The organism is Corynebacterium sp. HMSC074H12 (assembly GCF_001813755.1).
Lineage (GTDB): Bacteria > Actinomycetota > Actinomycetes > Mycobacteriales > Mycobacteriaceae > Corynebacterium > Corynebacterium hiratae.
The window spans coordinates 42946-54439 of sequence record NZ_KV813929.1 but is presented as its reverse complement, the minus strand read 5'-3'; the positions used below and the strand labels follow the sequence as shown (position 1 = coordinate 54439).

The following is an 11494-nucleotide window of genomic DNA, read 5'->3' as shown; positions in this document are numbered from 1 at the left end:
GCGTCTTTCCTCCTTCGCTACCGAATCGTTCGGGCAGATACTAACCCAAGCGTTGGCCCATCATGCAGGTATTGGACCAGGCGCATTCATCTTGTACGACGTGACCACCTTGTATTTTGAAACCGATACTGCTGATGAGCTTCGTAAACCCGGGTTTTCCAAAGAGCGCCGTGTAGAGCCGCAAATCCTTGTCGGGCTGCTTACTGATGCCACTGGGTTTCCACTGCATGTGGGCGCGTTTGCTGGTAACTCGGCAGAAACCCACACGATGCTGCCAATGATCACACAGTTCCAAGAGGCCTACCAACTCGACGAGGTCACCGTCGTCGCCGATGCAGGCATGTTCTCCGCGGCGAACAAACAAGCATTGATAGATGCAGGGCTGCACTACATCTTGTCGGTGAAGACCCCCACCGTGCCTGAGGTAATTGAAACCTGGCGGCGGGAAAACCCCGGTGAAGACTACACCCACGGCCAGATCTGGACACAAACCTCGGCAAGCGATGGGCGCAAACACACAACCCCGAATACGGTGACGCATTACCAGTACTCCCACGACCGGGCCAGACGCAGCCTGCGCGGAATCAAAGAACAAGTCGCAAAAGCCAAACGCGCTGTTGACGGCGATATCGCAATCAAGCGCAACCAGGCGCACAATCCACACGCTGTATCCGAAATGCTAAACGGCCCCGCGGAAGCGGCAACTTCACACGAGGCCTGCATCGATGACATGGCAGCTTTGCAAGGCATACCTCCCACCGATACCCCCCACACTAACGGCGCCGACGACAAATTCAACAAACCATTGGGGTATCCCAGACCAGCTCTGCGTAAGCAAAGACGGCGTTGTACGCGTGTGTGGTTTCGGTCTCTACATTGGTCTGAGGTTTAAAAACCGCAGACTCTACTCCACGATCACAGCCGAAAACGTTGCGGAGTTCTATACGGCCCATGACGGTGAATTCCTCTTCAGCGTGCCACTGCCGATCACGTTGAGCCACAGACCACCAGGTGGTCAGATCAACATCAACCTCGTTGAAGGAATGAAACACCGCCAACCACCACGGATGAACCCGAAACTATCCAAACCCCGGCCGAAACGCAGGCCACAACCATAAACCGCTAGAAGTGTCCAAGACCTCCATGGACTCCGTGCCCAAAAAAAGAGACCGGACTCCATACCCCAAGTCCTATGGACATAACAAAGAAACACTAGGGGGTAGACAATCAACAACTAATGAGTTATGGTCAACACACTTGCCCGATTGTCACCCAACTCACATTGGAAGGAACTTTTAATGCTCACCATAGACCTTGTCGAAGTGTGCTCAAAAGCTGACACCACTACTGAGTCCCCTGCGCTCTCCCAGTCTCCGGGAAATTGCGCCTCCTGCACAGGCTCCAATTCCCCAGGCCTGCCCTCAACCTCGTCAGCACCCACACCAACTGTTGACAAAGAGCTCGAAAGGCTCCTCGCCTAAATAGACATAAAATCTTCAGGCAGTCGGACTTACTTCCCCGTATTTCCGACCGCCTGTCCCGTTTTCGAACATCCAAAAGAGCGACATGCTTTTATCCACACCCTTTGAACTTCTCCAAGGCCCCACCCGGCAATATATTATCTCCCAATTCTCTATCAATAGAGTTGAAAAAGACCAAGCTTTACACTATGAACAAAGCCTCGAAGCGCTCAGGATCTCCCACAAAGACGTACTAAAAAGCACGGTAGAAGTGAATCTTGTATACATCGGGAATAAACTACCCGATGTTCCAAATATCTCGAACTTTATATCACTTTACTCCCCTAGCATGCAGTGGCCCCAAAGCAAAAACCGGCGAAAAGTCGTAGATTTTCTGATTTACGAGAAAGGTAATCCCCACCAGCTCACGGGCCGCGACAAAAATCGTCCTAATGTAACTTATTCCTTCGACCCACTCAAACGCTTTAGAAGTAGTATCAACTGGTTTCGGAGCGGGCGCCCATGTCCACTATGTTCCATTGCAATAGAAAGAAGTAGTGAACCAAAGGCAGAGGCTACCATTAAGAAAGCATTAAATTCAGCCAAGAATGATCCCCATAGGGGTAGCTCTAAAGAGCTAGAGGCAATCCAAACATTGAACATACTCAGTGCAATTACAGATGCAATAACACTTGGCCTGGCAATCAAGAATAATGATCCTCACGCAGCAGATACCCTTCGATACGCTGAGTTCCAAGATCTAACTAATGGGCTAGTACACACCGCTGTCCTCCCCACGGATCCAAAGTGTAATCATGAGGGATTCTATGGAAAATAAATACAGCAATGACGCAACAAGGTTACAGATTCGACGCTCTATACCGGCCATCGACCTCACTACCCTTAGGGCTGTACGAAGCCAACTATGTGCAGGAAATGCACTTACAATTGACAGTGGATTCGCAATTTCACCTCTAAGCGCGGCCTCCGCTAACCATTGGATCATGCGGCTTGGTGAGTTTGACTACGCACTGGACCTAGATAATTCCCAACCAATTGATCCCCCCGCAAAAGACATCCACTCTCGCCAACCAAGTCTCACTAACGCAGACCGACATATCAATATAGAAGCTCGCTCACTGGAGCAAAGTGACCTTCATGCTATTTTAAACAACTGTTTCCTAAAGCCCCTGACTTCCCCAGAGATGAGCCGTCCATATGCCAGTGCCGGCAGTTTATATCCAGTACAGGTATTCATACTCGCCAGGCAGGGACGACAATGGGAACGCTTCCACCTACTACCATTAGCTCGCCGCTTGGAGAACCTAGGCCCAGTCCCATTTACAGAAATATTTAACTACGTTGGATGTGATGGACCGGTAGCTCTAGAACAGGTCGACCTAGTACTGGGATTCGGAATAATTCCCGAAATCTCAATAGCAAAATATCGACTTCGCGGTTACAAGTTCTCACTCATTGAGATTGGAGAAATGATCCAAGAAGTAACCAGGAACGCTGGTTCTATGAACTTCTCTACCAGACCATATGGGTATTTTGACGAACTTTCTATAGCAAACCTATGGGGATTAAATCCTGATGATATCTGGATTGAGCAACTCCAACTCCTCGCTAAGGAAGACTCATGAAAAGCCTACAATTCCGGTATTCACCTCTCTCGGACGAATCCATCGCTATTGCAGACGTCACAAATCTAGCATCAGGAATCGGATTCGGGGAGCCACAGAGCGAGCTACGCGCTACGGCAGAAGCACTCGAACGATTCTGGCAGAAACGGGGGCCAAGCGATCACGCGAAAATCTACAGTCTTTCGAACGCTTTCAACGATGATAAATTGATGGTTTCAGAGCAAGCACAGAATGTAACAGATTCATCCGGAACAGCAATACATCGCAGCCTTGAAAAGGCCATTGAATCTGCATGTCTCGAATTTATCGAAAGACAATCGTTAATTGCCCACTGGAGATTCTCAACCCATGGAGTAGAACTATCCATGAACAATCCAGCTGAAAATGATCACCCTTCAGAAACCTGGCGGATTTACGAAATATCAATATTTGAAGGCGTATACGTTTGCCTAGCATTATTTAGCTCACCTGCGAAAAGCACTCAGTACTCTGCCGGCGCTGCTTCGGGATTCCATCTTCAAAGTACTGCAGAGAAGGCGCTGAGAGAATGCCGCCAAGCAATTCTATCTATGCAAGACAACTTGTTTAGACGATTGACGGGACGCCCATTAATGGACTGCATACAAGACGAGTATCTCAAGGCAAATAAACCAAATACATCCGAAGAATGGAGTAATTCAACCGCACTGCGGATTACAATTCCTTCACAGCTACGACGAACACCTAATAACGCTTTAGAGCTGCTAGCGAATACAACAAACCCGCCACTAATGCTAGTAGATAGTCTTTCCTATGACGGTTCGCCTTGGTACATAGCCCGGCTTCTAAGCAACGACTGGCCCTCGGGACTGCAGGACGATAGACCTGGTGCATTAAAAACTCTAAGCACCTACCTTGGAAACGAATTCAGACCCGGGCCGGTCCCCTTCGGATAAATTCATCTGACATCACGATAATCACGAGTCATTTAAAAATGGATCCCGAATGCAACTTATACGACAAGTCATTACACAATCTTGGAAACTATCGCCTTGGAACAACTTTTTAGTCCTCGTCTCCATTGTAATCTCGTCAATTTCTACAGTTATTGCCCCGTATGTTCTCGGTGGTGGAGTCAGCTCTCTCCTTAATAGTTCAAACAGGGAGGACTTCATTACAATTGGCCTACAGCTTTCTATACTCTATTCTCTGATTTGGTTTTTAGGAACATCCTCAAGATACATATTATTTCCAACGTATGGAACGATTGAGCAAAAGCTGCAGTCCGAGCGAATGGCCAGGTCTCTCACCGATAGCATCGATGCCAGCCCTAGCGCACGATCGCATGCTGATAATGGAGAGATCTCATTTGCCATTGATAGCGAGGCCTCCGCATATCGTGACACATTATCCAGCATCTACCTGTCTATATTGCCGGCAACCATTTCTTTAACCTCCGGCATTTTCCTAGTCGTTATTGCCAGCACTTGGTTAGAAGGAATAATCCTCACAGCAGCCATTGTGACCTATTGTGCGGTCAGCTACCGGCTAATCCAAAGCCACCAGAACGCCCAGACAAAGTTTTTCAAAGAGAGCATGCGCAGTTTCGGCGTCCTAGGGAATTCTTTGTCCCTCTGGAAAGAAGCGACAGTGTTTTCTACCCAAGCATTTTTGGAATCTCGCTATAGAAAGGATCGAAGTACTGTAGAACGCGCTGGAGTCTATTCCTATACCATGACGCGGCGGCTGTATGTTGCCCAAGGAATCGTTTTAGCAATAACGATTTGTGTTCTCATTATAGCCATTATCCTTCGAACAAGTAATGGAGATGCGCAGGCAATCGGATCAATTATCTCGTCTACAGGAATCGCCATTGCAGCCATTACGCCTCTTCAATCCGTCGGATTTGGAGTGTCCACACTCGCTGTTTCAGTTTCCCATGCGAGTGAAGCAAGCGAAAAGATTCGCCCAACGGGGATCGTCTCCGCAACAAGCCAAAACGTGGATTTGTGGAATGAACAAATACTGCGTTTGTCTGACATGGCAGCTTCGGCACACCAGCGACATGAGCAAAGACCAATCTGGGTTCTTGGCCCAAGCGGCTCAGGGAAAACGACGGTTTTGGAAGGGTTCCTAAATCTAAATGAATATTCATTACCCTTGCAACAAGAATCTCGTGAGATAAGGGAAAATTCAACGTATGCGTCTCAAAGCGCAAGCCTGTTAAACGCCAACGCCATAGACAACGTTGTTTTTGGCAGATCAATAGCCGTGTGCAAAGCTGACGAGTTACTCACAGCAATAGGACTACACGAGTTTTCTTCAACGGGCTGCAAGAAGAACTCCGATGTAGCGGGTGAAGACGGTGGGGCATCCGGTGGGGAAAAACAAAGAATCGCCTTGGCACGAGCATTGATCGCTAAGCCTGGGTCAATTGTGGTCCTCGATGAGCCAACCAGTAGCTTAGACAAGAATTCACGGGCATTGGTGTGGGGAATTATTGAAGATCTTGCACGCGAAAAAACGGTCATTGTTTCAACGCACGATGCCTCAGCACCTATTCGTCAAGACGATACGGTGCTTCAATTAACCAATGCCAATGAAGCACCTTTATCAAAGCCAAAAGAGCCTCCCAGTGAAGCTTAGTTTCTCTTACTCGCTATCCGTGGACAGTGCTGCCACGAAGGCCTCCTGCGGCACCGAAACGGAGCCGATGGACTTCATGCGCTTCTTACCGGCCTTCTGCTTCTCCAGCAGCTTGCGCTTACGGGAGATATCGCCGCCGTAGCACTTGGCCAGCACGTCCTTGCGCATCGCGCGGATGTTTTCACGCGCGATGATCTTCGAGCCAATCGCCGCCTGGACGGGAACCTCGAACTGCTGGCGTGGAATGAGCTCCTTGAGCTTCTTCGTCATCTTATTGCCGTACCACTGCGCGGAATCGCGGTGCACAATCGCGGAGAAGGCATCCACCGGATCACCGTTGAGCAGGATATCTACCTTCACCAAGTCCGCCAGCTGCTCGCCAGCCTCCTCATAGTTGAGGGAAGCATAGCCCTTGGTGCGGGACTTCAGCATGTCGAAGAAGTCGAAGATGATTTCGCCCAGCGGCATGGTGTAGCGCAGCTCCACGCGGTCCTCAGAGAGGTAGTCCATGCCGCCCATCTGGCCACGCTTGGACTGACACAGCTCCATCGTCGAACCGACGAACTCTTCCGGCACGATGATGGTCATCTTCACGATCGGCTCGTAGACCTCACGCAGCTTGCCACTGGGCCAGTCCGACGGATTGTGCACCATGGACTCCTCGCCATCCTCCGCCACCACGCGGTAGGTCACCGACGGTGCTGTGGAAATCAGGTCGAGGCCAAACTCGCGCTCCAGACGGTCGCGCGTGATTTCCATGTGCAGCAGGCCCAGGAAGCCACAGCGGAAGCCGAAACCGAGGGCGACGGAGGTCTCGGGCTCGAAGGTGAGGGAGGCGTCGTTAAGCTGCAACTTCTCCAGCGCATCGCGCAGGTCCGGGAAGTCCGCCTGGGAGATCGGGAACAAGCCGGAGTACACCATAGGGTTCGGGTCGGCGTAGCCCTTGAGAGGCTCAGTAGCGCCATTCGACGCCCACGTAATCGTGTCACCGACCTTGGTCTCACGCACGTTCTTCACGCCGGTAATCAGGTAGCCCACCTCACCCGGGCCCAAGCCCTTGCACTTCTGCATGGTGGGGCTGACAATGCCCACCTCCAGCAGCTCGTGGTTGGTACCCGTGGCCATCATGGTGACCTTCTGACGCGGGGTCAGCTTGCCGTCCATCATGCGGATGTAGGTCACCACGCCGCGGTAGGTGTCGTAGACGGAGTCGAAGACCATGGCGCGGGCCGGGGCATCCTCGCCGAACTCGGACGTCGGTGCCGGAATGAGCTCCGCCACCTTATCCAGCAGCTCCGGCACGCCCTCGCCGGTCTTACCGGACACGCGCAACACCTCCTCCGGCTCGCAGCCGATGATGTGGGCAATCTCCAGGGCGTACTTCTCCGGGTCGGCCGCGGGCAGGTCGATCTTGTTCAGGACCGGGATGATCTCCAGGTCATTTTCCATGGCCAGGTAAAGGTTGGCCAGGGTTTGGGCTTCGATGCCCTGGGCGGCGTCGACAAGCAGGATGGCGCCCTCGCAGGCCTCCAGCGCGCGGGAGACCTCGTAGGTAAAGTCCACGTGGCCAGGGGTATCAATCATCTGCATGACGATCTCCTGGCCCTCGAACTCACCGGAGCGAGGAATCCAGGGCAAGCGCACGTTCTGCGCCTTAATGGTGATGCCGCGCTCGCGCTCGATATCCATGTTGTCGAGGTATTGGTCGCGCATATCACGCTCCTCCACCACCTGCGACAACTGCAGGATGCGATCAGCCAGCGTCGACTTGCCGTGGTCGATGTGGGCGATAATGCAAAAGTTTCGGATCTTGGACGGATCCGTAAACGTAGTGGCCGCGAAGTTTGTAGACATGTGTTTAGAATAGACGACATGTCTAGGTTGGCACGCATTCTCGGTATCGGAGGCCCCGAGCCTGTCGACGTCGGTCTCGAGCGCATCACCGAAGGCTTGGGGTTGAACCAGAATGATTCCGTAACGGAACCGCGCAAGGCCGCCGACATTCGCGTCGAGTGTGCCGCCGCCCACCCGCGCAGCGTCTTCTTCACCCCCGACATGGACGGGCAGGCAGACTCCGGCGAGGTTGTCTGGGTGTGGGCGCCCTCGGATGGCAAGCAGTCCCCGCCGCGCGAGCGGGCCGTGCTCATTGTCTCGCGCACACGCACCACCGTGCTGGGTCTGCTCATCTCCCCCAACCCGGGCCACGCGAACAAAGAGGAATGGCTCGATATCGGCACCGGCGAATGGGACGAATCCGGCCGGCAGTGCTGGGTGCGGATGGACCGCGTGTTGGAAATCTCCGAGGAACAATGCCGCCGACAGGGCACGCTCTTCCCGGAACGCCGCTTCGAGCGCATTGCCAACCGGCTGCGCTCGCGTTATCACTGGGCCTGATTTGGGGATTCGGTCCGAGCCCTGCTAAATTTTTTGGGATGCCGGGGCACGCTGGCGGTCAGGACCTTGGGTCCGCCTTCCTCGGTTGCACATTCCTACGACTCTAAGAGGTATAACGATGGCAAACATCAAGTCCAAGCAGAAGCGCATCCTGACCAACGAGAAGTCTCGTCAGCGCAACAAGTCCGTACGCTCCGCCGTGCGTACCGAGATCCGCAAGTTCCGTGAGGCCGTCGCCGCTGGTGACAAGGCTGCAGCCGAGAAGCAGCTGCGCGTTGCCTCCCGCGCACTGGACAAGTCCGTGTCTAAGGGCGTCTTCCACCGCAACACTGCGGCTAACAAGAAGTCCGGCATGGCCACCGCCTTCAACAAGATGGCCTAAATGAAACCGCTCCTGAAGTGGGTCGGGGGAAAGCGCCAGCTGCTACCCGCTATCCACTCCGTGCTGCCCGAGAGCTTCGATACTTATGTCGAGCCTTTCTTGGGCGGCGGAGCGGTTCTTTTTTCTTTGGCGCCCGAACGCGCCCGGGTCAATGACCTGAACACCGAGCTCATCACCGTCTACGAGGTGGTCCGCGATAACGTGGACGAGCTCATCGCCCTGTTAAAGGGCTATCCGAATGATTCGGATTTCTTCTACGAGATGCGCGCCCGCGACCGCGAGCCGGGGTTTGCGCACTTGAGCCCCGTCGAGCGCGCTGCCCGCACGATTTACTTGAATAAGACCTGCTATAACGGGCTTTACCGGGTGAATAACGCCGGCCAGTTTAATGCCCCGTTTGGCCGCTATGCCAACCCGAAGATCTGTGATGAGCCCAATCTGCGTGCGGTTTCGGAGTACCTGTCCTCCCACGACGTGACGTTTTATAACGGCGACTACGCCGCGGTGGAGGCCAACGAGGGGGATTTCGTTTACTTCGACCCGCCCTACGATCCGGTCAACCCCACGAGCAATTTCACCGGCTACCAATCGGGTGGTTTTGGCCGCGCGGACCAGATTCGTCTGAAGGAAACCTGCGACGACCTCAACGCCCGCGGGGTGAAGTTCCTGCTGTCGAATTCCGCGACGGACTTCATCAAGGAGCTGTACGCGGACTACCACATCGACATCGTGGGGGCCACGCGCGCGGTGAATTCCGTGGCCTCGAAGCGCGGAAAGGTCGATGAGGTGCTCGTGCGCAATTATGCTTAACGACGCCGCCTGGGACCTCGTCTACCCCCACATCGCCGCCGACATCGCGGACCAGGGCTTTGTGGTATTGCCCGCCGCGAAGCTGAAGGAGCTATCGGGCCGCGAGCCGCGGTTAATGGCCAAGCATGACTTTTCGGCGGCGCGCCCCGAGGTGTTTCGAAAGCACGGTTTGTCCATGCTGCCGATTCGCCGCGATGCCTACCTGATTGGCCGCTTTGACCTGTACCAGCCTTTCCCGGAGCAGGCCGGGCCGCTGAAGTCGATGCCAGTTCCGAGCCACATCCAGTCCATTGACTTCGAGAACCTGACCTCGGAGGCAGCGGCACTGACCGCGGCGAGCTTAAGCGGCATGCTCGAAGATTTCCTGGGCGGTGAGCTGGTGCCGACGGTCAGCGGGCGCATGTCGACGCTCACGCTGCCCATGCGTATCGGCGGGCGCGACGTGGTGGTGGACCGCGCCCAGATGGAGATCGATGCCGGCTTCGAATCCGCCGAACACCTCGTGCTCGTGGAGGCGAAGAACCACCTCTCCCCCGACTTCAACATCCGCCAGCTTTATTTCCCTTTCCGCCGCTTCTCGCTGGCTCTGGATAAAGAGGTGGTGCCGGTGTACCTGGTCTACTCCAACGGCATTTTCCATTTCTACCGCTACGCGTTTAGACAGCCGGAGGACTTCCGCAGCATCGAGCTCGTAAGCGCGGCGCGCTATGTTCTGGGCGAGTCCGGCGTAACTGATGCGACGGTGCGCGCGGTCCTGGAGCGCACACAGGTCGAGGGCACGCGCGTTCCTTTTCCCCAGGCGGACTCCTTTGCGCGGGTCATCAGCTTGCTGGAGAACCCTGTGCCCAAGGCGGAGATGCCCGAGGAATTTGGTTTTACTCCACGCCAGGCGGATTATTACACCAACGCCGCCCGCTACTTGGGCCTGAGCAAGCTCAACGGCACCCGCGATGAACGCAACCTCACCCTCATCGAGGCACTGGCCTGCCGCCCGGTGTTCCGGGACATGGTGCGGCACGTCGTGGATACGGGCCGAGCGGTGGATAAAGAAGAGGCAATGGTCTTCATGCGCGCGGCGAACCTGGGCCTGGGTGATTCGACCCTGCGCCGCCGCTCCGCCACGGTGGCGGCATGGTCGCAGTGGCTCGCGGAGCTGCTGGAACAGGCCTAGGCAGCCTGGATGCCGGCCCACACCAGAGCGCAGCCGGCCACCACGAAGAAGGCGCCGGAGGCTATGTCGATCCACGGGCCGGCGGCCAGGAGGCGGCGGCGAATCGCGCGGGTGGAAATAACCGTCGAGAGAAAGACGAAGAGCAGATAGCTCGACAGCGATAGGCTCAGCACCAGTGCCACCGATACCCACACCGGCGGGTGCGGCGGCAGCAGCGGGGCGACCATAGCGGCGAGGAAGAGCACGATCTTCGGGTTGGACAAGTTGGTAGCCAAACCCGTGCGGAAGACCTTGCCCACCGACCCCAAGCGTGCGGCCGCCTCCTCCTCATCGACGGGCGGCTGCTTGCGCAGCTCCAGCCCGGAGCGAATGGAGAGCACGCCCATAAACACCAGGAAACAGCCACCGATCACCTGAATCAGCGAGAGGACGCCGGGGAAGGCGGTGAGCAGGGCGGCCGCACCGAACACGGTCAGCGTGCACCAGAACAGCACGCCTACCTGGATGCCCGTCGCCGCCGCAATGGCGTGGCGGCGCGAGCGCGTGGCATAGCGCGTCACTAGGACGATGTCCGGGCCGGGTGCTGCCGCACCGACGAGATTCATCAGGAGGATGGCCGCAAACGCGGACCAGCTCATGACAGGCGCTCGAGAAGGTCCTCGCGGCCGAACATGCGGGCCGAGTCGAGGGCATTAGGCTGGCCGGCGGAGGGGTCGGCGCCGGCGTCGAGGAGGGCGTCGATCACCGCGTCTTCTTTCTTAAAAATCGCTCCGGCCAATGGCGACTGGCCACGGTCGTTAAGGAGGTTGACGTCGGCCCCCGCCGCGGCGAGCTGGCGTACCAGCTCCGCATGGCCGTGGTAGGCGGCAAGCATAATGAAGGACTGCCCGTCCTGGTTCACCATGTCCACGTTGACGCCCTGCTTGATGTACTCGAGCAGCGTGGCATCGCCGTTGCGGGCAAAGTCAAAAAGCTTGGTGGCAAAGTTCTGGATGTCATCCATGGA

The 11494-nt window shown here is 55.4% G+C and carries 12 protein-coding genes; 9 read left to right on the top strand and 3 right to left on the bottom strand.

The genetic code is table 11. From position 1 onward, the window contains the following. The 5 genes from HMPREF2932_RS13865 to HMPREF2932_RS13205 form a co-directional block, all read left to right on the top strand. Positions 1-892 (top strand): IS1634 family transposase (locus HMPREF2932_RS13865; protein WP_371326338.1); only part of this gene is annotated, 892 nt, incomplete at its 5' end. 674 nt (positions 893-1566) lie between these two features. Further along, positions 1567-2298 carry a hypothetical protein gene (locus tag HMPREF2932_RS13445; RefSeq protein WP_141756300.1) on the top strand — a complete coding sequence of 244 codons (732 nt, stop codon included), beginning with the start codon at positions 1567-1569 and terminating at the stop codon, positions 2296-2298. A 478-nt stretch (positions 2299-2776) separates the two neighbouring features. Further along, the gene (locus HMPREF2932_RS14035) at positions 2777-3106 is read left to right on the top strand and encodes a nitroreductase family protein (RefSeq protein WP_371326311.1); all 330 of its coding nucleotides are present in this window, start codon (positions 2777-2779) and stop codon (positions 3104-3106) included. After that, positions 3103-4041, top strand: a complete 939-nt coding sequence (locus tag HMPREF2932_RS13210) for a YcaO-like family protein (protein WP_083318702.1) — start codon at positions 3103-3105, stop codon at positions 4039-4041. The genes HMPREF2932_RS14035 and HMPREF2932_RS13210 overlap by 4 nt, the downstream gene beginning before the upstream one ends. Positions 4042-4090: 49 nt before the next feature. Then, positions 4091-5731 (top strand): ATP-binding cassette domain-containing protein, encoded by a 1641-nt coding sequence (locus HMPREF2932_RS13205; RefSeq protein WP_083318701.1) that lies wholly within the window; start codon positions 4091-4093, stop codon positions 5729-5731. Between the two features lie 6 nt (positions 5732-5737). Here the strand turns inward: HMPREF2932_RS13205 and lepA are convergent, their stop codons facing one another. Continuing rightward, complete coding sequence (lepA, locus tag HMPREF2932_RS09040) at positions 5738-7585, bottom strand: translation elongation factor 4 (protein ID WP_071410017.1); 1848 nt, start codon at positions 7583-7585, stop codon at positions 5738-5740. An 18-nt stretch (positions 7586-7603) separates the two neighbouring features. On the opposite strand from lepA, the gene HMPREF2932_RS09035 reads away from it, so the two are divergent. The 4 genes from HMPREF2932_RS09035 to HMPREF2932_RS09020 all read left to right on the top strand — a co-directional run bounded on the left by HMPREF2932_RS09035 (position 7604) and on the right by HMPREF2932_RS09020 (position 10488). Continuing rightward, complete coding sequence (locus tag HMPREF2932_RS09035) at positions 7604-8125, top strand: type II toxin-antitoxin system PemK/MazF family toxin (protein ID WP_049156445.1); 522 nt, start codon at positions 7604-7606, stop codon at positions 8123-8125. Positions 8126-8243: 118 nt separating this feature from the next. Then, on the top strand, positions 8244-8507 hold the full coding sequence (gene rpsT, locus HMPREF2932_RS09030; protein WP_010190855.1) for a 30S ribosomal protein S20: 264 nt from the start codon (positions 8244-8246) through the stop codon (positions 8505-8507). After that, positions 8508-9317, top strand: a complete 810-nt coding sequence (locus HMPREF2932_RS09025; protein WP_046648998.1) for a DNA adenine methylase — start codon at positions 8508-8510, stop codon at positions 9315-9317. Then, on the top strand, positions 9310-10488 hold the full coding sequence (locus HMPREF2932_RS09020; RefSeq protein ID WP_246818650.1) for a type II restriction enzyme: 1179 nt from the start codon (positions 9310-9312) through the stop codon (positions 10486-10488). Before HMPREF2932_RS09025 ends, HMPREF2932_RS09020 begins: the two co-directional genes overlap by 8 nt. On the opposite strand, the gene HMPREF2932_RS09015 is transcribed toward HMPREF2932_RS09020, so the two are convergent. Both HMPREF2932_RS09015 and HMPREF2932_RS09010 read right to left on the bottom strand, forming a co-directional pair. Then, complete coding sequence (locus HMPREF2932_RS09015; protein WP_046648996.1) at positions 10485-11126, bottom strand: LysE family translocator; 642 nt, start codon at positions 11124-11126, stop codon at positions 10485-10487. The genes HMPREF2932_RS09020 and HMPREF2932_RS09015 overlap by 4 nt on opposite strands. Further along, positions 11123-11491 carry an ankyrin repeat domain-containing protein gene (locus HMPREF2932_RS09010; protein ID WP_046648995.1) on the bottom strand — a complete coding sequence of 123 codons (369 nt, stop codon included), beginning with the start codon at positions 11489-11491 and terminating at the stop codon, positions 11123-11125. Before HMPREF2932_RS09010 ends, HMPREF2932_RS09015 begins: the two co-directional genes overlap by 4 nt. Positions 11492-11494: the final 3 nt, after the last annotated feature.

Coding starts and splice junctions, on each gene's coding strand:
- HMPREF2932_RS09025 (WP_046648998.1), top strand. CDS start 8,508: ATGAAACCGCTCCTGAAGTGGGTCGGGGGAAAGCGCCAGCTGCTACCC.
- HMPREF2932_RS13205 (WP_083318701.1), top strand. CDS start 4,091: ATGCAACTTATACGACAAGTCATTACACAATCTTGGAAACTATCGCCT.
- HMPREF2932_RS09015 (WP_046648996.1), bottom strand. CDS start 11,126: ATGAGCTGGTCCGCGTTTGCGGCCATCCTCCTGATGAATCTCGTCGGT.
- lepA (WP_071410017.1), bottom strand. CDS start 7,585: ATGTCTACAAACTTCGCGGCCACTACGTTTACGGATCCGTCCAAGATC.
- HMPREF2932_RS09020 (WP_246818650.1), top strand. CDS start 9,310: ATGCTTAACGACGCCGCCTGGGACCTCGTCTACCCCCACATCGCCGCC.
- HMPREF2932_RS13210 (WP_083318702.1), top strand. CDS start 3,103: ATGAAAAGCCTACAATTCCGGTATTCACCTCTCTCGGACGAATCCATC.
- HMPREF2932_RS13445 (WP_141756300.1), top strand. CDS start 1,567: ATGCTTTTATCCACACCCTTTGAACTTCTCCAAGGCCCCACCCGGCAA.
- HMPREF2932_RS09010 (WP_046648995.1), bottom strand. CDS start 11,491: ATGGATGACATCCAGAACTTTGCCACCAAGCTTTTTGACTTTGCCCGC.
- HMPREF2932_RS09035 (WP_049156445.1), top strand. CDS start 7,604: ATGTCTAGGTTGGCACGCATTCTCGGTATCGGAGGCCCCGAGCCTGTC.
- rpsT (WP_010190855.1), top strand. CDS start 8,244: ATGGCAAACATCAAGTCCAAGCAGAAGCGCATCCTGACCAACGAGAAG.